At 72.4% G+C, this 23,486-nt stretch carries 20 protein-coding genes; 11 read left to right on the forward strand and 9 right to left on the reverse strand.

The features are described 5' to 3' along the window. The first annotated feature begins 50 nt into the window (after positions 1-50). The gene (locus tag PV343_RS17375) at positions 51-3,257 is read left to right on the forward strand and encodes a tetratricopeptide repeat protein (protein WP_319147834.1); all 3,207 of its coding nucleotides are present in this window, start codon (positions 51-53) and stop codon (positions 3,255-3,257) included. Positions 3,258-3,265: 8 nt separating this feature from the next. On the opposite strand, the gene PV343_RS17380 is transcribed toward PV343_RS17375, so the two are convergent. Together PV343_RS17380 and mca are read right to left on the reverse strand one after the other, a co-directional pair. Further along, positions 3,266-3,505 carry a hypothetical protein gene (locus PV343_RS17380; protein WP_319147835.1) on the reverse strand — a complete coding sequence of 80 codons (240 nt, stop codon included), beginning with the start codon at positions 3,503-3,505 and terminating at the stop codon, positions 3,266-3,268. Further along, positions 3,498-4,379, reverse strand: a complete 882-nt coding sequence (mca, locus tag PV343_RS17385; protein WP_319147836.1) for a mycothiol conjugate amidase Mca — start codon at positions 4,377-4,379, stop codon at positions 3,498-3,500. The genes PV343_RS17380 and mca overlap by 8 nt, the downstream gene beginning before the upstream one ends. 101 nt (positions 4,380-4,480) lie before the next feature. Between mca and PV343_RS17390 the strand changes: the two genes are divergently transcribed. After that, positions 4,481-4,879 carry a DUF4307 domain-containing protein gene (locus PV343_RS17390; RefSeq protein WP_319147837.1) on the forward strand — a complete coding sequence of 133 codons (399 nt, stop codon included), beginning with the start codon at positions 4,481-4,483 and terminating at the stop codon, positions 4,877-4,879. A 189-nt stretch (positions 4,880-5,068) separates the two neighbouring features. Further along, positions 5,069-5,569, forward strand: a complete 501-nt coding sequence (gene greA, locus PV343_RS17395; protein WP_020941893.1) for a transcription elongation factor GreA — start codon at positions 5,069-5,071, stop codon at positions 5,567-5,569. A 74-nt stretch (positions 5,570-5,643) separates the two neighbouring features. On the opposite strand, the gene PV343_RS17400 is transcribed toward greA, so the two are convergent. The 3 genes from PV343_RS17400 to ilvA form a co-directional block, all read right to left on the reverse strand. After that, positions 5,644-6,501 carry an ABC transporter permease gene (locus PV343_RS17400; protein ID WP_319147838.1) on the reverse strand — a complete coding sequence of 286 codons (858 nt, stop codon included), beginning with the start codon at positions 6,499-6,501 and terminating at the stop codon, positions 5,644-5,646. After that, on the reverse strand, positions 6,498-7,481 hold the full coding sequence (locus PV343_RS17405; RefSeq protein WP_319147839.1) for an ATP-binding cassette domain-containing protein: 984 nt from the start codon (positions 7,479-7,481) through the stop codon (positions 6,498-6,500). Before PV343_RS17405 ends, PV343_RS17400 begins: the two co-directional genes overlap by 4 nt. A 214-nt stretch (positions 7,482-7,695) precedes the next feature. Continuing rightward, positions 7,696-8,925 carry a threonine ammonia-lyase gene (gene ilvA / locus PV343_RS17410; protein WP_319147840.1) on the reverse strand — a complete coding sequence of 410 codons (1,230 nt, stop codon included), beginning with the start codon at positions 8,923-8,925 and terminating at the stop codon, positions 7,696-7,698. A gap of 162 nt (positions 8,926-9,087) precedes the next feature. Here ilvA and PV343_RS17415 point away from each other — a divergent pair, with 162 nt between their 5' ends. From PV343_RS17415 to PV343_RS17425, 3 genes are all read left to right on the forward strand, one after another. After that, complete coding sequence (locus PV343_RS17415) at positions 9,088-9,594, forward strand: MarR family winged helix-turn-helix transcriptional regulator (RefSeq protein ID WP_319147942.1); 507 nt, start codon at positions 9,088-9,090, stop codon at positions 9,592-9,594. A 132-nt stretch (positions 9,595-9,726) separates the two neighbouring features. Further along, on the forward strand, positions 9,727-10,230 hold the full coding sequence (locus PV343_RS17420) for a sigma factor-like helix-turn-helix DNA-binding protein (protein WP_317445075.1): 504 nt from the start codon (positions 9,727-9,729) through the stop codon (positions 10,228-10,230). Positions 10,231-10,255: 25 nt separating this feature from the next. Next, positions 10,256-10,504 carry a hypothetical protein gene (locus PV343_RS17425; RefSeq protein WP_317445074.1) on the forward strand — a complete coding sequence of 83 codons (249 nt, stop codon included), beginning with the start codon at positions 10,256-10,258 and terminating at the stop codon, positions 10,502-10,504. A gap of 8 nt (positions 10,505-10,512) precedes the next feature. Here PV343_RS17425 and PV343_RS17430 read toward each other — a convergent pair whose 3' ends face one another. Continuing rightward, entirely contained in the window at positions 10,513-11,667 is a 1,155-nt protein-coding gene (locus PV343_RS17430) for a cystathionine gamma-synthase (protein WP_319147841.1), read from the reverse strand. Positions 11,668-11,830: 163 nt separating this feature from the next. On the opposite strand from PV343_RS17430, the gene PV343_RS17435 reads away from it, so the two are divergent. Together PV343_RS17435 and PV343_RS17440 are read left to right on the forward strand one after the other, a co-directional pair. Further along, positions 11,831-12,949, forward strand: a complete 1,119-nt coding sequence (locus PV343_RS17435; RefSeq protein WP_319147842.1) for a hypothetical protein — start codon at positions 11,831-11,833, stop codon at positions 12,947-12,949. Positions 12,950-13,416: 467 nt separating this feature from the next. After that, complete coding sequence (locus tag PV343_RS17440; protein WP_319147843.1) at positions 13,417-14,400, forward strand: trypsin-like serine peptidase; 984 nt, start codon at positions 13,417-13,419, stop codon at positions 14,398-14,400. 117 nt (positions 14,401-14,517) lie between these two features. Here the strand turns inward: PV343_RS17440 and PV343_RS17445 are convergent, their stop codons facing one another. Then, on the reverse strand, positions 14,518-14,916 hold the full coding sequence (locus PV343_RS17445; RefSeq protein ID WP_319147844.1) for a hypothetical protein: 399 nt from the start codon (positions 14,914-14,916) through the stop codon (positions 14,518-14,520). A 209-nt stretch (positions 14,917-15,125) separates the two neighbouring features. On the opposite strand from PV343_RS17445, the gene PV343_RS17450 reads away from it, so the two are divergent. Further along, positions 15,126-16,403: an ATP-binding protein gene (locus tag PV343_RS17450; protein ID WP_319147845.1), complete on the forward strand. Its 1,278-nt coding sequence runs from the start codon at positions 15,126-15,128 to the stop codon at positions 16,401-16,403. Positions 16,404-16,984: 581 nt separating this feature from the next. Beyond that, a complete protein-coding gene (locus PV343_RS17455) occupies positions 16,985-17,722 on the forward strand; it encodes a hypothetical protein (protein WP_319147846.1) in 738 nt (245 codons plus the stop codon). Positions 17,723-17,777: 55 nt separating this feature from the next. Here PV343_RS17455 and PV343_RS17460 read toward each other — a convergent pair whose 3' ends face one another. Then, complete coding sequence (locus PV343_RS17460; protein ID WP_319147847.1) at positions 17,778-18,821, reverse strand: NAD(P)-dependent alcohol dehydrogenase; 1,044 nt, start codon at positions 18,819-18,821, stop codon at positions 17,778-17,780. 169 nt (positions 18,822-18,990) lie between these two features. On the opposite strand from PV343_RS17460, the gene PV343_RS17465 reads away from it, so the two are divergent. Continuing rightward, positions 18,991-19,887 (forward strand): helix-turn-helix domain-containing protein, encoded by an 897-nt coding sequence (locus tag PV343_RS17465; RefSeq protein WP_319147848.1) that lies wholly within the window; start codon positions 18,991-18,993, stop codon positions 19,885-19,887. Positions 19,888-19,994: 107 nt separating this feature from the next. Here PV343_RS17465 and PV343_RS17470 read toward each other — a convergent pair whose 3' ends face one another. Further along, entirely contained in the window at positions 19,995-23,294 is a 3,300-nt protein-coding gene (locus PV343_RS17470) for a S8 family peptidase (protein WP_319147849.1), read from the reverse strand. Between the last annotated feature and the right edge of the window lie 192 nt (positions 23,295-23,486).

The following is a 23,486-nucleotide window of genomic DNA, read 5'->3' on the forward strand; positions in this document are numbered from 1 at the left end:
CCCGAAGGACACTCGGGGGAAAGGGAGTTGCGGCCGGAGGGGGACGGGACATGCGGGACGGCCATCGGGCGGAGGCCGAGCGGTTGCTGGTGCGGGCCGTGGAGGAGGAGGTGCGCCGCTCCGGCGGGCGCACCGACGGGCAGGCGCTGCTGACGCGGGCGCGCGGCGCGCTGGACTCGATGGCGCGGACGGCCGCCGAGGAGTACGAGGCGTACACGGCCGCACTCGACGCGTCCGAGGCCGGCCGCCTCACCTTCGGCCAGCGGTACGCGCGCGCGGGCGCCGGCACCGCGTCGCTGGTGGCCGCCGTCGCGGCGGTGGCCGCCGCCGTGGCCGACCTGTCCCTCGGCACCGGTGCGGGCACGGCGGTCGGAGCGGGCGTCGCCGCGGGGGTGGCTGGAGCCGCCGCCACCGTGCTGAAGGTGGCCGGCTCCCATCTGCCCGCCGCCCATCACCGGGCGGGTGAGGCCGGACAGCCCGGCGGTGCCGAGCAGTTGAGGCTCCAGTGGCTGACGGCGCTGGAGGTGCGCGGCATCCGCCCCTTCCTGGACCAGCAGCGGGTGCTGACCGCCTCCACCGGTCCGAAGAAGAAGACGAGCGGCCCGGCGCTGCGCGGGGCGGACAAGAGCGCGGCGGCCCGCCGGCGCACGGTGCTGGAGCAGTCGTTCGGCCAGCTTCCCGAGCCCGACGGCCCGTTCGCGGGCCGCCGCCCGGAGCTGGCGCGGATCAGGCAGTGGGCGCAGTCGGCCCGGGCGGCCACCGAGACCCGGCCCACGCTGGTGGTGCTGCACGGCGAGCCCGGCTCCGGCCGCACGACGCTCGCGGTCCGCGCGGCGCACGACCTGAAGGACCACTTCCGCGGCGCGGTGGTGGTGGACCTGCGCGGCGACAGCCGCGAGGAGCCGCCGCTGCCCACCCGGGACGCCCTGCTGCACCTGCTCAACCGGCTCGGCGCGCCCCGGGAGCAGTTGCTGTTCCGTGAGCGGTCCTCCCCCGACCAGCAGGTCAAGCGGCTCGGCGAGCTGTACCACCGGCATCTGACCGGCCTGCCGGTGACGATCGTGCTGGACGACGCCCTGGACGCGGAGCAGGTGCGGGCCCTGGTGCCCGAGCGCTCCGACAGCCTGGTCCTGGTCACCGCCCGGACCGCGCTCGACCTGCCCGCCGACCTCCCGGCGTGGGTGCACCACCTGCCGGTCGAGGCGCTGGACGCGGCGGGCGCCGAGGAACTGCTGGGCGCCGCCGCGCAGGACGCGTCGGGCCCGTACGACGCGGAGTCCACCGACCTGATCCACCGGCTGTGCGGTGGGCTGCCGCTGGCGCTGCGGGTCGCGGGCTCGTCGCTGGGTCCGCGCTCGCCCCGGCAGCTGGCCTCCGATCTCGGCGCCTACGGCCCGGTGGAGCCGGTGGAGCGGGTGCTGTGGCTGCGCTACACCGACCAGCGGGACAGCGCCCGCCGGCTGCTGCGGAGGCTGGCGCTGGCCGGCCGGGCCTCGCTCGGCGCGGCGGCGGCCGCGGCGCTGCTGGGCACGGACGAGCCGGAAGCCGCGCGCCGGCTGGAGGAGCTGGCCCGGGCCGGCCTGATCGACCATGTGCGCGGCAGCCGCTACCGGCTGCACGACCTGGTGCGCGCCTTCGCCCATGCCCGGCTGCTGGACGAGGAGGAACCGGCCGAGCGCACGGCGGCGCAGGAACGGCTGATCGTGAACTACGCGGAGCTGGCGGACTCGGTGCTGCGGCTGGTCGACGGCAACATGTCGACGCGTTCGGACCGGTTCGGCTCGCACGGCTTCACCTCGCTGGACGAGGCGCTGCGCTGGCTGGACGACGAGTCCAGCTTCATCACGGCGGCGCTGCGGCACGCGGAGGGTGTAGACCAGGCGGCCGTGCTGAACCTGCTGGGCGCGCTGTGCGACTACTGCCTGCTGCGCGGCGACCTCTACCGGCTCGGCGAGATCAGCGAGCTGGCGCAGGCGGTGGACGAGGGCCTGCTGATGCGCTCGGTGCAGTGGCGCACCGGCATCGCGGCCCGGCAGCTCGGCGAGCTGGACAAGGCGCGCGCCACCCTCGCCTCCGTGGTCGACCTCTACCGGGAGACCCACCACGACGCGGGCGCCGCCCGCGCCCTGACGTCCCTCGGTATCACCCTGCACCACCAGGGCCGGCTCACGGAGGCCGCCGAGCGGCTCCAGGAGTCACTGGATCTCCAGGCCGCCCCGGAGCTGGCGACCGACCGCGCCTGGACGATGCACGCGCTGGCCGCGGTGCAGCGCGACCGGGGCCGGCTCGCGGAGGCCCTGGACCTGCTGACCCGCTCGCTGGTGCTGCACCGCGAGGGCGGCTCGGTGCACGGGGAGGCGTGGGCGCACTTCCAGCTCGGGCAGGTGGCCCTGCGCATGGGCGACGTCCCGCGCGCTGAGACGGAGCTGCGGGCGGCCCTGGAGCGCTACGGCCGTACGCACGACGCCCGGGGCGAGGCGTGGGCGCTGACCCAGCTGGCCCGGGCACGGCTGGTCGGCGGCGACGCCTCCGCGGCGGTGGAGGAGCTGCGCCGGGCGGCGGCCCGGCACCGGGAGAACGAGGACGCGCGCGGCGAGGCGTGGTCGCTGTACTACCTCGGTCAGGCGCTGGAGGAGACGGGAGAGCTGGACCGGTCGGTGCGCGACCTGGAGCGCTCGCGGCAGATGTTCTCGCGGATGCGTGACGTCTACGGCCTGGCCTGCGCCCGGCACCATTCGGCGCGGGTCACGCGGGACCAGCGGGCGGCGCAGACCGGCTCGCTGCGCAACTCGGGCTTCGCCCGCCAGCTGCTGGTGGACGCGCGCGCCGACTTCCAGCGCATCGGGGTGGCGCACGGGGAGGCGTGGACCTGTCTGGAGCTGGCGGTGGTGGACGCGGGCAACGCCCGGATCCAGCAGGCGCTGGGCCTGTGCGACGAGGCGCTGACCCTGTTCACGTCCTACGGCGACCGGCGGGGCGAGGACTGGGCCCGCTTCCTGCGCTGCACCCTGCTGCCGTACGCGGCTCCGGGCGGCGTCGAGGTGGGCACGGCGGTGGCCCAGGAGGAGCTGGCCCAGCTCGGCCGGTCCGCCCATCCGCTGCGGGACGAGAAGCTGGACGAGTGGGTGACGGCCTACGCCCTGCTGCTGGAGCGGGGAGTGAGTCTGGAGGCGGGGTGGCAGGCGTGGCGTCTGCGCATGACGCCGGACCGCCACGCCCGTGAGGTGATGGGGGTGGCGGTTCCGGCGGGTCGCTGACGCCGGGGTCAGCCCCGTCCGGCCGTGGCGTCGGTGCCGGCCCGGTCCTCGCGGTCCGGGGCCTCCTTGAAGTCGACCTTCTGCATGTGCTTGTTCATCGACTTCATCAGGCCCCACACGGCCAGGGCCAGCACCGCGAACACGATGAAGCCGAGGACGCCGGGGGTGACCTTGTTCTCGTCGACCTCCTTGGCGAGGGGGACGAGGTGCGTCACTGCCAGGCTCACGCTTGCGCTCATGTCATGCATTGTCGCGGATGCCCGCGAAGAGGTCGTCCTCGGGGAGGGAGGTATCGACGAGGGACTTCGCCAGCTCGTACTCCTCCGTCGGCCAGACCTCCTTCTGGAGCTCCATGGGCACCCGGAACCAGCCGCCGTCGGGATCGATCTGGGTGGCGTGCGCGATCAGCGCCTTGTCACGGATCTCGAAGAAGTCCGCGCACGGCACGTGCGTGGTCAGCGTCCGCTCCTTGCGCTCGAACTCCTTCCAGCGCTTGAGCCACTCCCCGTAGGGGGACTCCAGACCGCGGTCGAGCATGGCCTGGTGCAGGGCCTCGGTGCGGGGGCGGTTGAAGCCCTGGTTGTAGTAGAGCTTCACCGGCTGGTGGGCGGGGCCGTACTCGCTCTCGGGGTACTTCTCGGTGTCCGCCGCGCCCTCGAACGCCACCATCGTGATCTTGTGGGTCATGATGTGGTCGGGGTGGGGGTAGCCGCCGTTCTCGTCGTAGGTGGTGATCACCTGCGGGCGGAAGGAGCGGATCTGCCTGACCAGCTCACCGGCCGCCTTGTCGACGTCCTCCAGGGCGAAGCAGCCCTCGGGCAGCGGGGGCAGCGGGTCGCCCTCGGGCAGGCCGGAATCGACGAAGCCGAGCCACTCCTGCCGGACGCCGAGGATCTCGCGGGCCTCGTCCATCTCCTTCTTGCGCACCTCGTGGATGTGCTCCTCGATGTACGTGTCGCCCTGGAGCTTCGGATTGAGGATGGACCCGCGCTCTCCGCCGGTGCACGTCACCACCAGCACGTCCACCCCCTCGGACACGTACTTCGCCATGGTGGCCGCGCCCTTGCTCGACTCGTCGTCGGGGTGCGCGTGAACGGCCATCAGTCGCAGCTGGTCAGTCAAGACTCAATCCTCGTAAGTCGGCGCCCCCGCGTCTTGGGGTGCGATCGCGGCTTCTATAGTGACCGAATCGGGGGGCGAATAATTCCGCGGAGAGGACGATCATGAGCACGGCGCACGCGCGGCTGCCCGAGGGCCGCTACGGCCGCTCCTCGGACGAGCGCGCCGACCGCAGGCTCAAGGTCGCCGGCACGGTGCTGGGCGCGCTCCTGCTGGCGCTGGTCGGTTACTTCGCCTACCACTACATCGTGCAGAACGAGATCAGCGCCCAGGTGATCACCTTCGACGCCTCGCAGGACGCGGTCAAGGTGCATCTGGAGGTCCACAAGGACGCCGGTGCGAACGGCTACTGCACCCTGCGCTCCCAGTCGGCCGACGGGGCCGAGGTGGGCCGGGCGGACTTCCGGTTCTGGGGAGCGGCGACCCGGATCGACAAGGTCGTCACGCTGCGTACGACGGCCAAGGGCACGACGGCCGAGCTGCTGGGCTGCCACACGGGCTGATGCGGCCGGTCCGGCCACCGCGTCACCCTGAATACGTAGGCGATGACCTGCGTTGATGTGATTCTGGTGGCTTATGTCCTCCCCCTTTCGCCATTGAATTGTTAGGCTCGTGGTTTCGCCCATCCATGAGGGAACATTCTTCTGGGTAGGGCGATGCTTTGTATTCCCAGTACCGACGAGGAGCACCCTGTGACCCAGACCAGCGAGAACGTCACCTGGCTGACCCAGGAGGCGTACAACAAGCTCAAGGACGAGCTTGCGTACCTTACTGGTCCTGCGCGCACGGAGATCGCCGCCAAGATCGCGGCCGCGCGCGAGGAGGGCGACCTGCGCGAGAACGGCGGGTACCACGCTGCCAAGGAGGAGCAGGGCAAGCAGGAGCTGCGTGTGCGCCAGCTGACCCAGCTTCTGGAGAACGCCCAGGTGGGCGAGGCTCCGGTCTCCGCGGACGGCACCGTCGCGCCCGGCATGGTCGTCACGATCGCCTTCGACGGTGACGAGGACGACACGCTGACGTTCCTGCTCGCGTCCCGCGAGTACGCGAGCTCCGACATCGAGACGTACTCGCCGCAGTCCCCGCTCGGCTCCGGTGTCACCGGCCACAAGGTCGGCGAGGACGCGGAGTACGAGCTCCCGAACGGAAAGAAGGCCTCGGTGCGCATCCTGAAGGCCGAGCCGTACTCGGGCTGACCCGGCACGACCCGGCCCCCGGGCCGGCACCACGCCCCCGGCGTCCCTGTGACGCCGGGGGCGTCGCCGTTCGGTCAGGCGGTGGCCGAGCGGTACTTGCGGACCGCCAGGGTGCGGAACAGGACGATGATCAGCACCGAGTAGATCAGCGAGGCCAGGACCGAGTGCTGCATGGGCCAGGCGGCCGAGGTCGACTGGCCGGGGTTGCCGAACAGCACACGGGTCGCCTGCACGGTGGCGCTGAACGGGTTCCACTCGGCGATGTGCCGCAGCCAGGGGGTCATGTTGCTGGTGTCGACGAACGCGTTGGACAGGAACGTCACCGGGAACAGCCAGATCAGCCCGCCCGAGGTCGCCGCCTCCGGGGTCCGCACGGTCAGGCCGATCAGGGCGCCGATCCAGGTGAACGCGTATCCGAGCAGCAGGAGCAGGCCGAAGCCGGCGGCGACTCTGAGGGCGTTGGTGTCGTGGAAGGTGCCGGCCCGCCAGCCGACCAGCAGCGCGACGACGGCGAGGACCAGCAGGGTGAGCGCCGTCTGGACCAGGTCGGCCAGGGTCCGGCCGGTCAGCACCGCGCCGCGCGCCATGGGCAGGGAGCGGAAGCGGTCGATGAGCCCCTTGTGCATGTCGTCGGCGATGCCGGCGCCCGAGCTGGCGGTGGCGAAGGTGACGGTCTGCGCGAAGATGCCGGCCATCAGGAAGTTCTTGTAGTCGGTCGCGCTGGTGCTGCCGTCGATCTTCATGGAGCCGCCGAACACGTAGGTGAACAGCACCACGAACATGATGGGCTGGATGAGCCCGAAGATCACCATCTCGGGGATCCTGGACATCCGGATCAGATTGCGCTTGGCGACGATCAGTGAGTCTCGGACGGACCGGCCGATCGGGTTGCCCGGGGCCGCGAGGGGCGCGGCTTCGCTGGCGGCACTCATTTGACGGTCTCCTTGCCGTTGCTCTCGTCGCTCGCGGCGGTCTCGGCCACGTGGCCCGTCAGGGACAGGAAGACGTCGTCGAGCGTGGGGCGGCGCAGTCCGATGTCGTCTATCTCGATGCCCCGGGTGTCCAGCTCGCGGATCACCTCGGCGAGCAGCTTGGCGCCGCCGGTGACGGGGACGGTGAGCTTGCGGGTGTGCTCCTCGACCGTGGTGTCCCCCTTGCCGAAGCCGCGCAGCACCTCGGCGGCGGTGGCGATGTGCTCGCGCTCGTGCACCACGACCTCGACGCGCTCGCCGCCGGTGCGGGCCTTGAGCTGGTCGGAGGTGCCCTGGGCGATGACCCGGCCCTGGTCGACGACCGCGATGTCGTGCGCGAGGTGGTCGGCTTCTTCCAGGTACTGGGTGGTGAGCAGCAAGGTCGTGCCGCCGGAGACGAGCTGCTTGATGACCTCCCAGAGCTGCTGGCGGTTGCGGGGGTCGAGCCCGGTGGTGGGTTCGTCCATGAACATCACGGGCGGTGAGACCACGAGCGCGGCGGCGAGGTCGAGCCGGCGGCGCATGCCTCCGGAGTAGGTCTTGGCGGGACGGTCGGCGGCGTCCGCGAGGTGGAACTGCTCCAGCAGTTCGGCCGCCCGCTGCTTGGCCGCCTTGGCCCGCATCTGGTAGAGCTGCCCGACCATCTGGAGGTTCTCCCGGCCGGTCAGGTATTCGTCGACCGCCGCGAACTGGCCGGACAGGCCGATGGAGCGGCGCACCGCGTCGGGGTTCTTGAGCACGTCCACGCCGGCGACGACGGCCCGGCCGCTGTCGGGGCGGAGCAGGGTGGTCAGGCAGCGGACCGTCGTCGTCTTGCCGGCGCCGTTGGGGCCGAGCAGGCCGAGGACGGTGCCCTCGGGGACATCGAGGTCGACGCCGTCCAGTGCTCTCACGTCGCCGAAGGTCTTCACCAGACCTTCGGCATAGATGGCGCCTGGCATGTGGTCTCCACGTCGTCGGGGGATTCTTCGGAGAAGGCTAGGTTTCGCGCGTCCGGCGTCGCCTGTGGTTTTCCACCTGCGGTTTCTCCCGGACGGCGCGGAGGAACCGGTGACGGCGACCGGCGGCGACGCCTCACACACTAACGCGATGTATCGCGTCTCTCAATGGATTTACCCGAACGAGGGACACCGCCGTCTCGCGCCCGGCCCGGCCTCAGCCGATGACCGTGTAGCCCGCCTCGCGCAGGGCGTGGCCGACCTCGGCGCAGTGCGCCGGTCCCTTCGTCTCGAGGTGCAGCTCCACCTCCGCCTCCGTGAGCCCGAGCCGGGGGTCGGTCCGTACGTGGCTCACGTCGAGGACGTTAGCGTCGACCACTGACAACACCCCGAGGAGCGTGGCGAGGGCGCCCGGCCGGTCCGTCAGGCGCAGCCGTACGGCCAGGTAGCGGCCCTGAGCGGCCATGCCGTGCCGCAGCACCCGCTGCATCAGCACCGGATCCACGTTGCCGCCGGACAGCACCGCGACGACCGGGCCGGGGAACACGCCGGGCCCGCCGAGCAGCGCCGCGACCGGGCTCGCCCCGGCCGGTTCCACGACCAGCTTGGCCCGCTCCAGGCACAGCAGCAGCGCGGCCGACAACTGGTCCTCGCTGACCGTGCGCACCTCGTCCACCAGCTCGTCGACGATGCCGAACGGCACCGCACCGGGCCGCCCCACCTTGATGCCGTCGGCCATCGTGGCCGGGTGCTCCACCGACACCGGGCGGCCGGCGGCGAGCGAGGGCGGGTAGCAGGCGGCGCCCTCCGCCTGGACCCCGATGATCCGCACGTCGGGGCGGAGCGCTTTCACGGCGACGGCGATGCCCGCCGCGAGGCCGCCGCCGCCCATCCCGACGACGATCGTGCCCACCTCGGGGCACTGCTCCAGGATCTCCAGACCCACCGTGCCCTGTCCGGCGATGACGTCGGGGTGGTCGAAGGGGTGGATGAAGACCGCGCCGGTCTCGGCGGCGTACTCCTCGGCCGCGGCCAGCGTCTCGTCGACCACCTGGCCGTGCAGGCGCACCTCGGCGCCGTACTCCCGGGTCGCGCTGATCTTCGGCAGCGGGGCGCCCCGGGGCATGAACACGGTGGCGTGGACGCCCAGCAGCGAGGAGGCGAGCGCCACGCCCTGCGCGTGGTTGCCCGCGCTGGCGGCCACGACGCCGGCGGCCCGCTCCTCCGGCAGCAGCCCGGCGATCCGGACGTAGGCGCCGCGCAGCTTGAAGGATCCGGTCCGCTGCAGGTTCTCGCACTTGAGGTGGACCGGCGTGCCGACCAGCTGGGACAGGTGCCGGCTGCCTTCCATCGCGGTCGCGCGGGCCACGCCCGAGAGCATCTTCTGGGCTCCGCGCACGTCGTCGAGGGTGACGGAGCGCAAGGAGCCGGCCATGCCGTAGCTCATGACTCGAGTCTCGCAGTTCACGGTCGGGCACGACGGGTGTGACCAACCTCCGAGACCGGATTGCGCAGCGCCGGTACGGTCCGCGCCCGGGCCGCGTACCCTGTCCCCCAACCCAGCAGCCCTCCATGAAGCGAGCCTCCGGCCATGCCCACAACACCTGAAATGTCGATGGACATGACGACCGTCGGTGACCCCGGTCTTCTCGACACCCTCCAGCACGAGGTGGCGGTGTTCGCCCGCCGTGCCGAACAGACCCGGCTCGGTGGCGTCGGGCAGGTGCGCAACACCATGGACCGAGCCGCGTACCTGCTGCTCAACCGCCTCGACAAGGAGGGCCCCATGGGCGTCAAGGCGCTCGCCGCGAGCATGGGGATCGACTCCTCCACGGTCACCCGGCAGGTCGCTCCGCTGGTCGACACCGGACTCGTCAAGCGCACCTCGCACCCCGAGGACGGGCGTGCGGTGGTGCTCCAGCTGTCCCCGCGCGGGGTCGCCCGGCTGGACGAAGTGCGCCTTTCCCGGCGTCAGTTGATGGCCGAGCTGACACACGACTGGGCGCCGGAGGAGCGCGAGCAGTTCTGCACGCTCCTCACGCGCTTCAACACCGCGCTCTCCGCGCGGACGACGGTCCAGGGCGTGCCGGCCGCGGAGCAGCCGCCCGCCTCCTGAGCGGCACAGGCACCGGTACGGTCCGGAGTATTGACCCCGGGGCGGCGGCTGGCCTCATATGAGACCGGGTCCTGCGGCGTACGGGGTGCGACCGTCCCGTACCGGACAGGGCCCCCTCAGGGGGGAGGCGCGGTGCGTGATCGGCAGGTCTCCCGCGATGCCCGCCGGGCCCGGGAGTTCGAGGCGTTCGTCGCGGGTGCGGCAGGGCGGCTGCAGCACACCGCCACGCTGTTCACGGCGGAGGCGCCGGGTGCCAACCCGCGCGCGCGGCGCCTGCTGACCCTGGCGCTCGCCCACACCTACGCCTGCTGGGACCGGCTGCGCGGCGACGACCCCTACGAGTGCGCACGCCAGTACCTCGCCACGCGCTTCGCGCACGGCACCTGGCACGAGCGGGTCCTGCTCGGCCGCGCCCGCCCGCATCCGGGCAGCCCGCTCGCCGTCCTGACGGCGCAGGAGCGGCTGATCCTGGTACTGCGGATGTACGAGGGGGTCGCCGAGGAGCAGACGGCGGCCCTGCTGGGGCTGCCCGTCGAGCGCGTCCACGCGATCTGCGACCGGGCGACGGCCACCGTGCTGCATCCACCGCGCACGACGGCCCCGCGCGCGGTGGGCGCCGAGGTGGCACCGTCGTGAGGCGGCGGTCGCGAGGGAGGGCGCGGTGAACCGTCCCCAGAGAGAGGCCGCCGTGCGGCGGATCCTGGAGCACACCCCGGCGCCGGTGCCCCCGGACCTGCACGGCGACGCCGTCCGCCGGGGCGAGCGCCTGCTGCGGCGGCGCCGGCTCGTCCACCGGGTGCTGTGGCTGCTGCTGTGCACGGCCGCGGTGGCGTTCGGAGTGTGGGCGGCCGGGGCCCACCCCTGGGTGGAGCCGCCGTCGCAGACGACTCCACCGGTCACCGGATGGTGACGGGGCGGTCAGCCCAGGGCCTGCTGCAGGTCCTCCAGCAGGTCGTCGACGTTCTCGATGCCCACGGACAGGCGCACCAGGTCGCCGGGGACCTCCAGGGCGGAGCCGGCCGCGGACGCGTGCGTCATCCGGCCGGGGTGCTCGATGAGCGACTCGACACCGCCGAGGGACTCGCCGAGCGTGAACACCTTGGCGCGGTTGCACACCTCGACGGCGGCCTCCTCGCCGCCCTCGACGCGGAAGGACACCATGCCGCCGAACGCCCTCATCTGCTTGGCGGCCACCTCGTGCCCGGGGTGCTCGGGCAGGCCCGGGTAGAGCACGCTGGTCACGCGCGCGTGGCGGGTCAGCATGTCGGCGATCCTGGTGGCGTTCTCGCTGTGCCGGTCCATGCGGACCGCGAGCGTCTTGGTGCCGCGCAGCACCAGCCAGGAGTCGAAGGGGCCGGCGACGGCGCCCATCGCGTTCTGGTGGTAGGCCAGCTCCTCGCCGAGGGTCTGGTCGGAGACGATCAGCGCACCGCCGACGACGTCCGAGTGCCCGCCCATGTACTTGGTGAGGGAGTGCACGACGACGTCGGCGCCGAGCGACAGCGGCTGCTGGAGGTAGGGCGTGGCGAAGGTGTTGTCGACGACGAGCCGCGCGCCCGCGTCGTGGGCGACCTGGGCGACGGCGGCGATGTCGGTGATGCCGAGCAGCGGGTTGGAGGGGGTCTCCACCCAGACGGCCTTGGTGTTCGGGGTGATCGCCGCGCGGACGGCGGCCGGGTCGCTGGTGTCGGCGACGGACCACTCCACGCCCCACCGGGTGGCGACCTTGGCGAAGAGACGGAACGTGCCGCCGTAGGCGTCGTTCGGGATCACCACGTGGTCGCCGGGGGTGAGCAGCGTACGCAGCAGGGTGTCCTCGGCCGCGAGGCCGGACGCGAACGCGAGACCGCGGCGGCCGCCCTCCAGCGCCGCGAGGTTCTCCTCGAGGGCGGTCCTGGTCGGGTTGGCGCTACGGCTGTACTCGTAGCCGCCGCGCAGGCCGCCGACGCCGTCCTGCTTGTAGGTCGAGACCTGGTAGATCGGCGGGACGACCGCGCCGGTGAGGGGATCCGCGGTGTTGCCCGCGTGGATCGCGAGGGTCTCGAAGTGCTGACTGATGTGCCTGTCGCTCATGTGCACCGAGCGTAGTGCGCCCGGCGCGATGGTGGCGTCCCACCGGGGTCCGGCACGGGTCCGGGACGCGTCGGGCTCGTCACGGGCAGGGGTCCGGCGGAGTTTTCCACAGGCCGGCCGGCGGGGTTCGCCATTTGTCGGCGGTGTCTGGTTCGCTTGACGCATGGCGATTCTCTGGCTGCTCGCGGCGCTGCTGCTGATGAGCTTCGTGCTTCTTCCGTACCTGCGGCGCAAGCGCGGGGCGGTCGGGCTGGTTCCCGCGGGCCACCCCGACGGCGCCGACCCGGCGGCCTACGGCTTCGTGCGCCAGGAGGAACTGGACGTGCGGATGCCCGGCCCGGACGAGGATCTGCTGAACGTCCTGGACCTGGTGGAGCGCACCGGGGACCACCGTGCCGCGCAGCAGCTCCTGGCGGGCACGGAGACCGAGGGCGAGGTGCGCTGGCAGCGGGTGCAGGCGTTCGCCGGTGCGGCGTCGCTGGAGCTGCAGCAACGGCCGGGAGGGGTGCACGAGACGCCGGGCGGTCAGTGGCTGCGGGTGTGGCGGGCCGAGCAGCCCAAGGACGCGGGCGGCGCGGCGGTGCACGCCGAGTTCCTGGTGCAGCAGGCGTGGCGGACGTCGACGCCGGGCACGGACGAGTTCCGGATCATCATGGAGGAGGCCAGGAAGGCCTGCGGCCAGGCGGCCCTGCTGGCCCCCGGGGACCCGGTGCCGTACATCACCGAGCTGTCGATCGCCCGCGGGCTCGCCTATCCGCAGCCGGAGTACGAGAAGCTCTGGCTGAACATCCTGGACCGCGCGCCCCACCACATGGGCGCTCACCTGGCCGCGCTGCACTACTGGTGCGAGAAGTGGCACGGTTCGCGCGAGCAGGCGTACGCCTTCGCCGAGGCCGCGGCGGCCCGCGCCCCCGAGGGCTCGCTGCTCGCCGCGCTGCCGCTGTTCGCCGTCTTCGAGCACCTCCCGGAGGTGAACCTGGTGGCGAGCTTCTACCAGAGCGAGGTCGTCACCAAGGCGATGCACGGAGCGCTGCACGCGGTGCACGCGGCCGACCCCGACGACCCGGTGCTCGCGCACGTCCGCCATCTGCTGGTGTTCTTCCTGGTGCGGGCCGAGCGCTGGGCCGAGGCGCTCGACCAGCTGCTGCACGTCGACGGCCACGTGGGCGCGCTGCCCTGGACCCTCTCCGCCGATCCCGCGGCCGACTTCGCCGTCTACCGCGCGCTGGCGGTGGCCGGGTACGAGGCGAACGGGGGGAGCCCGGCGAACCTGCCCGGGTGACATGGTCCGGGACCAGGGGCCGGGGCCGCGGGTCACGCGCCGTCCCGGGTCCGCGGTTCGCCGCCAGGTCGCGGGTGGCCGCCAGGAGGGGCAGCGGGTTGGCAACGGCGTTCAGTGGTGCGACCGGCGGACGCGGTGGTGAGTGCCAGGAACCTGGTACGGAATCAAGGCATGATAATCCCCCTGAAAAATGCGTGCGTGAGTCAAGGGTGTTATTAGGGGGAGCAAAGAAGCGGAATAGAACACTCTTCAATCTTCGACCGCCGACGGTCCACGGACGGCCACAGGCCGAGCTGTACAGGCAGGTTGACGATCGAATCCGCCGGGAAAGGTTGCCTCTACAAGGCAAATAAAACGTAAAGACAGGTGGTTAGACTTTCGCGCTGCAGCCGCCTATTCTCAACCCAGTGAAAAGCCATATAGAGAGACGCAGATCACAAAGGCATCGCGCACGCGGTGCCTTTCTCATGGCCGCAGGAATCGTGGCCGGCCTGCTGACGGCATCGGGCGGGGCCGGAACGGCGGCTGCCGCCGACGCATCCCACCAGGCCGGGCCGCGCTGGACCGCGGCGGCCGCGCACCGCTTCTGGACCGACCGGCGCATGGCCGCGGCGAAGCCGCTGCCCGAGGACCGGCCCTCCGCCCGGACCGGCACCCGTGCCCCGGTCACGAACCCGGCCGGGTCCCTTGCCCGGCGGGCCGGGACCGGCCCCGGCAGCTCGCACTTCGGCGGACTGCCGATGATCGGGCGGATGTACGTGCAGCGGGGCAGCGGCTCCTACTTCTGCACCGCGAGCGTGATCAACAGCCGGCACCACGACGTCGTGCTGACCGCGGGCCACTGCCTGGACTCCCGGGCCGGTTCCGGGTCGCTGGCGTTCGTGCCGCAGTGGACCGCGGCAACGCCGCGACCGCACGGCATCTTCCCGGTCGCCACCGACCCCCGGGGACGCAGCCAGGTCTGGATCGACCAGCGCTACTACGACCGCGGGCACACCAAGGGCGCGCCGTGGGACGTGGCGTTCGCCCGGCTCGGGGCGCGCTCCGACGGCAGGCAGGCGCAGGACGTCGTGGGCGGCAACACCCTTGTCACCGGCCGCGGTTACGCGTTCCCCCGGATCCGGCTGGTCGGCTACCCGAACACCGACCGGCAGCCGCTGACCTGCACCAACTCCACGACCCGGTTCACGCCGACCGACGGCGCACCCGGCTCCTACCTCAAGATCGCGTGCAACGACTACCGGTCGGGCACCAGTGGCAGCCCCTTCCTGGCGAACTTCGACGCGCGCACCGGCAGGGGCGACGTGGTCGGCAGCATCGGCGGCTGGAAGACCGGCGGGCCCACCGCCGACGTCTCCTACAGCCCGAACTTCGGCTCCGACATCCGGCGGCTGTACGACGCGGCCGTGGCCGGCGCCCCGCCCGCCCGGCCCGGCACGCCGACGCGGTGACGGGACGACGGTGACGCGCCCCCTCGGGTGAGGTGGGCGCGGTGCGGCGGACCGGACGGGTGTCCGGCCCGCCGCCGTGCCCCGATGCCGCCCGCGCACCGGAAGCGCAGGACCGCGTCAGCCGATGACGATGACCACGACCCCGTTGCCGAAGCGGTGGTCGAACCGGCCGTCGAAGCGGTGGTCGAAGCGGTGGTCGAACCGGCCGTCGAAGCCGTGCCCGAAGCGGTGGTCGAACCGGCTGTGGAAGCCGTTGCCGAAGCCGTTGTCGAACCGGTCGCCGAAACGGTCGCCGAATCCGTTGCCGAAGCAGGACCCGCGCCCGTCGAAGCAGGACCCGCCACGGGCGAGGCAGCGCCAGTCACCGCTGTTGGAGCAGCTGTCCGTGACCGTGTGGGTGTGCACGGCGGGGGCAGCCGCCGTGGCCGTGCCCGCCGCGCCGATCGCGGCTCCGCCGGCCATCAGGATGCTCGCCGCCGACGCCGCGGCGAGACGCCCCGCGCGATGTGCTCGCATGGTGGATGCACCTCTCCTTCCGTCGTCTCGCGCGTGTCTTGAGGGCTCGCGCCCTAGTCTGAGTACGTCGGCGGGACCGATCGGGATTGGTACCGCGACGGCTGCCGGCCCGGGCGCCGGCCACCGCCGCGCCGGCCCGCGCGTCCGCCGAGCACCCCCGTGGGGCTCCGGAGCAGAATGGGACTCCCGGTCCAGGTGAGGTGGTGGCGATGCCCCCCTGGCATCTGCGCGACTATCACGACGACGATCTCGACCAGGCCATCCAGATCTGGGACCAGAGCCGCCAGGCCGAGGCGGAGTCGGTGTTCCCGGTCTCGGAGGTGATGGCCGCGGCCAAGGCCGGTCAGCCGGCGGTGGTCGCCCTGGTCGGCGACGAGCTGGTGGGCATGGCCGTGGCCCAGGCGGACGGCAGACGGGCGTGGGTCGTCCTGGTGGCGCTGGCCTCCCGGTGGCGGGAGCGCGGGATCGGCAGCGCGCTCCTGGCCGAGCTGGAGCGCCGGCTGCGCGCCCTGGGGGTGCGGCACGTCAGTGCGCTGCTGCCCGCGGGCGCCGCCGGCACCAAGGCCCTGGAGAACTCCGGCTACCGGCTCCGCGAGGGCCTGACCTACTACGAGAAGCTCGAACCGCCCGGCGCCGACAACGCCGACGTGCTCGCGGCGCTCGGCGGGCGCATGCTGCCCGGCGGACTCTGGGACGCCATGGCCGGCATGGAGCGGGAGAAGCAGGTCGTCGAGCGCCGTGTCGTGCTGCCGCTGACCGAGCCGGCGCTGGCCGACCGCTACGGGGTGGCCCCGCCCAAGGCGGTCATCCTCTTCGGCCCGCCCGGCACCGGGAAGACCAGCTTCGCCAAGGCGGTGGCCTCCCGGCTCGGCTGGCCGTTCGTGGAGCTGTTCCCGTCCCGGCTCGCCGCCGACACCAGCGAGGGCCTGGCGGCGGCGCTGCGGGAGGCGTTCACGGAGCTGGCCGAGCTGGACTCGGTGCTGCTGTTCATCGACGAGGTCGAGGAGATCGCCGGGGCGCGGTCCGGCAAGGCGGTCGATCCCGGGCACGGGGTGACCAACGAGCTGCTCAAGATCATCCCCGGGTTCCGTGAGCACGACGCCCGGATGCTGGTGTGCGCCACGAACTCGGTGCGCTCCCTCGACGCGGCGTTCCTGCGGCCCGGCCGGTTCGACTACGTCATCCCCATCGGGCCGCCGGACCCGACGGCCCGCGCGGCGATCTGGGCCCGCTACCTCCGGGCGGCCGGCGACGCGGTGGACATCGGGCGCCTGGTCGGGGCGAGCGAGCTGTTCACTCCGGCCGACATCGAGTTCGCCGCGCGCAAGGGGGCGCAGGCGGCGTTCGAACGCGAGATCACCGAGCGCGGCGGCAGGCCGCCCGGCACCGAGGACTTCATGACGGCCATCGCCGACACCCGGCCGACGCTCACCGCCCGCGCGCTGGAGGAGTTCACCGAGGACATCGGGACGTACAGCCGCCTGTGAGCCGTCCCGGCGCGAGGCCGCCAGGCGGTAGGCCGTCGGCGCCAGGCGGTCGAGGTCGACGCTCGGCGGACGGCGGACGGCGCGAGACGGACGGCGCGAGGCGGACGGCGGACGGCGCTAGGCGGACGGCGGACGGCGCGAGGCGGACCGCACCAGGCGGACCGCGGACGACGCGAGGCGGACCGCACCAGGCGGACCGCGGACGACGCGAGGCGGACCGCACCAGGCGGACCGCGGACGGCGCGAGGCGGACCGCACCAGGCGGACCGCGGACGACGCCCGGCATCCGGCGCTCGGCACCAGGCGGACGGCGGACGGCGCTAGGCGGACCGCACCAGGCGGACCGCGGACGACGCCCGGCATCCGGCGCTCGGCACCAGGCGGACGGCGCACGGCCCTCGGCGGACGGCGCCCGGGACGGCGGACGGCGCCAGGCCGACGGCGCCAGGCCGACGGCGCCAGGCGCCAGGCACCCGGCACCCGGCACCCGGCACCCGGCGGCGACCCTAATTCGGGAGACGGATCGGCCCCCGCCCCGTACTCTCGCGCCTCGCGACAGTCGCACAAGGGGAGGGGGCCGGATGGGCGGTCGGACGTTTCTGATCGGCGGCGGATGGGATGCCGCGCAGGTGTACGAGCCGTTCCTGCGGGAGGCGGCGGCGCGTGACGCGGGTGTACCGCGGATCGGGTGCGTGATCGTCGACGAGGGGGACGGCGAGCAGCAGTTCGAGCGGTACGCGCAGGCGCTGGGCCAGGCCGGCGCCGCCTGTGTGCCCGTGCCGCTGCTCGTGCCGCTGAGCGGGCGCTTCGAGCCGGAGGGCGCGCTGGACGGGCTCGACGGGCTGCTGGTGTGCGGTGGGCTGACGCCCGCCTACCAGGAGGCCTTCGCCGGCTGCCTGGAGCGGCTGCCCGGGCTGCTCGCGGAGCGCGGGATGCCGTACGCCGGTTTCTCCGCGGGCGCGGCCCTCGCCGCGCGGCGGGCGGTGGTCGGCGGATGGCTGCTGGACGGGGTCCCGGTGTGCCACGAGGACACCGCTGAGGACCTCGAGGAGGTGGCGGTGCGGGACGGTCTGGGACTGGTGCCGTGCGCGGTGGACGTGCACGCGGCCCAGTGGGGGACGCTGTCCCGGCTGGTCGCCGCGGTGAGCCGGGGGGCGGTGCCGTACGGCGTCGCCGTGGACGAGAACACCGTGGTGGAGGTGGCCGACGGCACCGCCCGGGTGGCGGGCCTCGGCCGCGCCCACGTCGTACGCCCCGCGGCCGACGGCGGCACACTGGTCCGCTCGTACCGCACCGGCCAGGTCTTCGGGCTGTCCTAGGGCCTCCCGCACCGTCCCGCCCGGCCCCCCGAGGGGTGCCGGGCGGCGGGCCGCGTCAGATGGTGGCCGTGTCGATCACGAAGCGGTAGCGGACGTCGCTCGCCTGGACCCGTTCGTACGCCTCGTTGATCTCGGCGGCGCTGATCAGCTCGATCTCGGCGCCGAGACCGTGCTGCGCGCAGAAGTCCAGCATCTCCTGGGTCTCGGCGATGCCGCCGATGCCGGAGCTGCTGATGCTGCGGCGGTTGCCGAACAACGACTGCAGGACGATCTGCACCGGCTCCTCGGGGAGGCCGACGTTCACCATCGTGCCGTCCGTGCGCAGCAGGGACAGGTAGGCGGCGAAGTCGAGCGGGGCCGAGACGGTGTTCAGGATGATGTCGAAGGTGCCCGCGAGCTCCTCGAAGGTGTCCGGGTCGCCGGTGGCGTAGTAGTGGTCGGCACCGAGCCGGAGGCCGTCGTCCTTCTTGCGCAGGGACTGCGACAGCACGGTGACCTCGGCGCCCATCGCGTGCGCGATCTTGACGCCCATGTGGCCGAGGCCGCCGAGGCCGACCACCGCGACCTTCTTGCCGGGGCCGGCGTTCCAGTGCCGCAGCGGGGAGTACGTGGTGATGCCCGCGCACAGCAGCGGCGCGGCCACGTCCAGCGACAGGCCCTCGGGGATGCGGACGACGTAGTTCTCGTCGACGACGATCTTCTGCGCATAGCCGCCGTAGGTGGGCTCACCGTCCTTGCCGGTGTCGTTGTAGGTCCAGGTGGGGCCGCCCTTGGTGCAGTACTGCTCCAGGCCGGCCCGGCAGTTGTCGCACTCACGGCAGGAGTCGACCATGCAGCCGACGCCGACCCGGTCGCCGACGGCGAACCTGGTGACGCCGGAGCCGACCTCGGAGACGACGCCGGCTATCTCGTGGCCGGGAACCATCGGGAAGATGCCGGGACGCCAGCCGTCCTGGGCCTGGTGGATGTCCGAGTGGCAGATACCGGCGAACTCGATGTCGATCAGGACGTCGAACTCACCGACCGCGCGCCGCTCGATGGTGGTCCGCTCCAGCGGGGCCTTCGGGGCGGGCGCGGCGTAAGCAGCAACAGTGGTCATGCCGGGGTTCTCCTAGCAGTGGTCCGTGCCCGGCCGCTCTCCGGCCGGATACGTCTTCCAGCGTGCCCCAGGTCCGGCCGGCCACCCAGTCCACGCCTCTTCGTACGACCGCTGTGCCTACCACTGGCGGGATCAGGCTCGTGTGCGTACGACCGTGAATACTGGGCGCATGGACGAACAGCCGGAAGCCGCCGCCGGCCGGCCCCTGGACCGGCGGGCCGAGCTGAGCGAGTTCCTGCGCAGCCGGCGGGCCCGGCTGAAGCCGGAGGACGTGGGGCTGCCGGACTTCGGCCGGCACCGCCGGGTGCCGGGACTGCGCCGGGAGGAGCTGGCCCAGCTGGCCGGGGTCTCGGTGGCCTACTACACGCGCCTGGAACAGGGCAACGGACGGAACGTCTCGGCCGAGGTGCTGGACTCGATCGCCCGGGCCCTGCGCCTGTCCGACGCCGAGCACGCGCACCTCACCCACCTGGCCAAGCCGAAGGCGCACAAGAAGCGGCCCGTGGCGCGCCAGCAGCAGGTCCGGGCCGCGCTGTGCCAGCTGCTGGACACCATGGACGGCGTGCCCGCGTACGTCGCCGGGCGGCGCGCGGAGATCCTGGCCTGGAACCGGATGGCGGCCGCGCTGTTCGGCGACTGGGGGCGGCTGCCGGCCGGCGACCGCAACTGGGCCCGGCTGGTGTTCCTGCGGCCCGAGTACCGGGAGCTGTTCGTCGACTGGGAGCAGAAGGCGATCGACATCGTCTGCGCGCTGCGCATGGACGCGGGCTGCTACCCCGACGATCCCCGGCTGTCCGCGCTGGTCGGTGAGCTGTCGGTGAAGAGCGAGGAGTTCCGGCGGCTGTGGGCGACGCACGACGTCAAGGAGAAGAGCCACGGGGTGAAGCGGCTGCACCACCCGCTGGTCGGTGACCTCTCGCTGCACTTCGAGACGTTCCGGGTGGCGGGCGACACCGATCAGGCGCTGATCACCTACCACGCAGAGCCGCAGTCGGCGTCGGCGGAGTCCCTGCGCCTGCTGGCCAGCTGGGGCACGGACGCGACCCGGGCGGTGCCCACGGTCTGAGCGCGCCCGGCCGGCGCGCGTATGGCGGGTGTCCGGGGCGGCGCACGCGAACGGCCCGCGGGAAGCGGTGCTTCCCGCGGGCCGTCCGTCATCGGCCTACCGGCGTGTCACTTGCCGAGGTAGGCGTCGTAGATGGTGATCGTCGACGTGTTGCCCTTCTTGTCGGTGATCTTGGCGCGGAACGAGACGCCCTTGTTCTTCGCCGGGTTCTTCACGGTGATCTTGCCGCCGCGGACGGTGACCTTCTTGAAGGTCTTGCCGTCGTAGGAGACGTACACCGACAGGGACTTCAGGTTGCCGCCCGCGGCCGCGCCCTCGACGGTCACCGGGAAGGTGACCTTCTTGCCGGCGTCGACCCGGCTGTCCAGGCCGGTCGTGGCGCCGAAGTGCAGGGCGGAGACGGGGAGCTTGGCGGAGCCGCCCGACGGCTTCTTGGAGCGGAACGTCCACGTGGCGTCGATCCGCGTGGAGACCGCGGCGACCTTCGCCGAGCGCTTGACCGAGGTGGTCAGCTTGTACGCGGCGTCGGCGGACGGGACCTTGAAGGGCTCGCCGAACAGCGGGTCGTGGTTGGAGCCGACCTTGCTGCCGTCGCGGTACAGGGTGGTGTTCACCGAGGTGAAGAGCGAGGAGCCGGCGTGCTTGGCCCCGTCGGCGAACAGCGGCAGCATGCCGTAGATCTGGTTGCCGTCGCGGTAGACACCGAAGTCGGCGTTCAGGTGCGGGCCGAAGACCGCGGTGTTGAAGGTCTTCGTGTACGACTTGCCGGCCGTGTAGGACTGGGCGCCCAGGCCGTAGCCGGCCTCGCCGATCGGGAAGCCGTCCTGGTCGAGGCCGCCGTCCTGCTCGAACTCCAGCCCCCACTTCACGCCGCCCTTGGCGGACAGGTGCAGGGTGCGGGTGCCGGGCAGCTTCTGCGGGATGGAGACGGAGGAGGCGCCGGAGCTGCCGGGCAGCCAGCCGACGGCGGCGACGGAGCCCTTCTTGCCGCTCACGGAGGCACCGAGCCGGGCCTTCACCGTGGCCAGTTCACTCGCCTTGTAGTGCTTGGTGTAGCCGGTGGCGAGCTGCCTGACCGGGCCGCCGGAGGTGACGTCGTACTGCTCGGTGGCACCCTTGGTCCAGTGGCCGTCCCACTGCTGGGTCAGCGTGCCGGCCGGCAGCTGCGGGCCCAGGTGGGCGGTGTGGAAGTTCTTGTACGTGTCGAGGAACCAGCCGAAGCCGTACTGGCCGTCGCCGACCGTGACGTCCCACTCGGGCGAGGCGAACACGGACTTGGCACCCGAGGCCGGGACGGTGATGTCCACCGGCTTGGCCTTGCGCGCGTCGATCGTGATCGTCTGCTTCTTGGCGACCGTCAGCTTCGGCTGGGCGATCGAGTCGATGCCCTTGCTTGCGTCCTGCGGGTCCCGGAAGACGGCGGTGTTGAGGATGTACGTGCCCTTGGGCGCGCGCACCTTCACCGTGCCCGACTTGTCGTACGGGCTCAGCCACTGGCCGTCGGCCAGACCGGCCACACCGGCCAGGTCGGCGCTGTAGTACGGCGCCGGCTTGCCGTCACGGCCGATGAACTTCAGCGTGACGTCGTAGGACTCCACCTCGCGCTGCACCGCGGCGGCCGTGCGGACGGTCTGCCCGTCGCCGGTCGCGGTCACGTACGACGAGTAGGCGCCGTCGACCGTGCCGCCCAGCTTGGTGTCGACCGTGAAGCCGACCGCGGCCTTGCCGTGCGCCGGGACGGTCACCGACGTCGCGGCCAGCTTGAAGAAGCCGGCCGGGGCCGCGTGGCCCTTGGGGTCGGTGGCGGTGCTGGTCAGCTTGAGCGTGACGTCCTTGTCCCCGAGGTTGCGGTACGTCAGCTTCTTGGTGACCGGCTTGTCGTCGGTGTGCGGCCACTGCTGCGCACCGAAGCTGACCGAGACCGGGTCGGCGATCACGGACTGCTTGATGGCCTTGTCGACCGCGATCCGGCCCGAGCCCTGCTGGAACGGCGTGTAGTTGCCGCCCTTGGCCGAGCCGGTGAGCGCGCCCTTCAGCTCGGCGTAGCCCCAGTCGGGGTGCTCCTGCTTCAGGATGGCTGCGGCGCCCGCGACATGCGGGGTGGCCATCGACGTGCCGGAGATGGTCAGGTAGCCCTCGGGCTTCTCGCCGACCTCCTTGTCGATGACGCTGCCCTTGGCCGCGGCGGCGGTGATGTCCACGCCGGGCGCGGTGACGTCCGGCTTGATGGCGCCGTCGCCGACCCGCGGGCCGGTGGAGGAGAAGTCCGCCAGCTTGTCCTTCTTGTCGACGGCGCCGACGGTGAGCGCGGCGTCCGCGCTGCCCGGCGAACCGATCGACTGGGGGCCCTCGTTGCCCGCGGCGATCGCGAACAGGACGCCCTTCTCGGCGGAGAGCTTGTTGACCTCGGCCTCGAGCGGGTCGATCTCGGGTGTGTCGTAGCCGCCGAGGCTGAGGTTGATGACGGAGGCGCCCTGCGCGGCCGCCCACTCCATGCCGGCGAGGATGCCGGAGTCGTCGCCGGAGCCGCTGTCGTCCAGGACCTTGCCGTTGAGGATCTGGGCGTCGGGCGCGACGCCCTTGTACTTGCCGCCCGACTTGGCGCCGGTGCCCGCCACGATGGAGGCCACGTGCGTGCCGTGCCCGAAGTGGTCGGTGGCGTCGGCGGCCGCCGTGAAGTTCTTGGACCCGACCACCTGGGTCTTGAGGTCCGGGTGGGTGGTGTCCACACCGGTGTCCAGGACCGCGACCTTGACGCCCTTGCCGGTGTAGCCGGCGGCCCACGCGACGGGGGCGCCGATCTGCGGCACGGACGTGTCGAGGGCGGCCTTGCGGACGCCGTCGAGCCAGACGTGGGCGATGCCGGAGGCGGCCCTGTCACCGTTGGTGACAGCGTTCCACAGCTCGGCGGTGTCCTTGACCGGGGTCTGCACGGCGTCCGCGTTCAGCGCCTTGAGGCTGCGGCGCAGGGTGCCGGCGTCCCGGACGTCGGTCCTGGTGGCCGCGGCGGCGCCGCTGTAGCCGACGATGACCTTCAGGCCGTTCTTCTGGGCCTTGCGGGTGGCGGCCTTGTTCAGCTCGGTGATGTCGAACAGGCGCTGGTCCAGTTTGCCGGAGGCGACCAGGCGGGCCGCGTCCGCCGGGACGACCAGCGTGTGGCCGTGGGCCTTGCGGACCTGGACGGGTATGTTCTCCCGGCCCTTGGCCCGCCGCAGGCCGACGACGCGGCCCTTGGCGTCGAGGTCGACCCGGTCCCCGGTGATCAGGGTGACGTGGTGCTTGGCGGTCAGTGAGGCGCCGGCGGCCTGGACGTGCTGCGCGGGCTTCGCCGACGCCGGGCTGGTCATACCCGCTGCGAGGGCGACGGCTGCGGCGGTGGCCACCGTGGCCGCGGCTGCTCTTTTCACTTGTCTGCGCAAGATCTCCCCCTGGAGATGAGGTATCGGGCGAATTCCCCGTTCACCCGACCGAGGGAGAGCTCGTACACCTGTACGCCAACCCCCCGGACGACGAAGTATGCCGGGGGGTGATCAGACGGCTCAAGAGTTGAGAGGAGGGTGTGAAAGCGCTGCCCACAACTGTTACGCGGCGGGGCAGAC

Source organism: Streptomyces sp. WI03-4A, from assembly GCF_033792105.1.
GTDB lineage: Bacteria > Actinomycetota > Actinomycetes > Streptomycetales > Streptomycetaceae > Streptomyces > Streptomyces collinus_A.

Bases quoted from the DNA above. Each gene is read 5' to 3' on its own strand.
- PV343_RS17465 (WP_319147848.1), top strand. From the start codon at position 18,991: ATGGACGAACAGCCGGAAGCCGCCGCCGGCCGGCCCCTGGACCGGCGG.
- ilvA (WP_319147840.1), bottom strand. From the start codon at position 8,925: ATGAGCTACGGCATGGCCGGCTCCTTGCGCTCCGTCACCCTCGACGAC.
- PV343_RS17405 (WP_319147839.1), bottom strand. From the start codon at position 7,481: ATGCCAGGCGCCATCTATGCCGAAGGTCTGGTGAAGACCTTCGGCGAC.
- PV343_RS17435 (WP_319147842.1), top strand. From the start codon at position 11,831: ATGGCGATTCTCTGGCTGCTCGCGGCGCTGCTGCTGATGAGCTTCGTG.
- PV343_RS17440 (WP_319147843.1), top strand. From the start codon at position 13,417: ATGGCCGCAGGAATCGTGGCCGGCCTGCTGACGGCATCGGGCGGGGCC.
- PV343_RS17375 (WP_319147834.1), top strand. From the start codon at position 51: ATGCGGGACGGCCATCGGGCGGAGGCCGAGCGGTTGCTGGTGCGGGCC.
- PV343_RS17380 (WP_319147835.1), bottom strand. From the start codon at position 3,505: ATGCATGACATGAGCGCAAGCGTGAGCCTGGCAGTGACGCACCTCGTC.
- PV343_RS17455 (WP_319147846.1), top strand. From the start codon at position 16,985: ATGGGCGGTCGGACGTTTCTGATCGGCGGCGGATGGGATGCCGCGCAG.
- PV343_RS17460 (WP_319147847.1), bottom strand. From the start codon at position 18,821: ATGACCACTGTTGCTGCTTACGCCGCGCCCGCCCCGAAGGCCCCGCTG.
- PV343_RS17445 (WP_319147844.1), bottom strand. From the start codon at position 14,916: ATGCGAGCACATCGCGCGGGGCGTCTCGCCGCGGCGTCGGCGGCGAGC.
- PV343_RS17400 (WP_319147838.1), bottom strand. From the start codon at position 6,501: ATGAGTGCCGCCAGCGAAGCCGCGCCCCTCGCGGCCCCGGGCAACCCG.
- PV343_RS17415 (WP_319147942.1), top strand. From the start codon at position 9,088: ATGTCGATGGACATGACGACCGTCGGTGACCCCGGTCTTCTCGACACC.
- PV343_RS17430 (WP_319147841.1), bottom strand. From the start codon at position 11,667: ATGAGCGACAGGCACATCAGTCAGCACTTCGAGACCCTCGCGATCCAC.
- PV343_RS17390 (WP_319147837.1), top strand. From the start codon at position 4,481: ATGAGCACGGCGCACGCGCGGCTGCCCGAGGGCCGCTACGGCCGCTCC.
- PV343_RS17450 (WP_319147845.1), top strand. From the start codon at position 15,126: ATGCCCCCCTGGCATCTGCGCGACTATCACGACGACGATCTCGACCAG.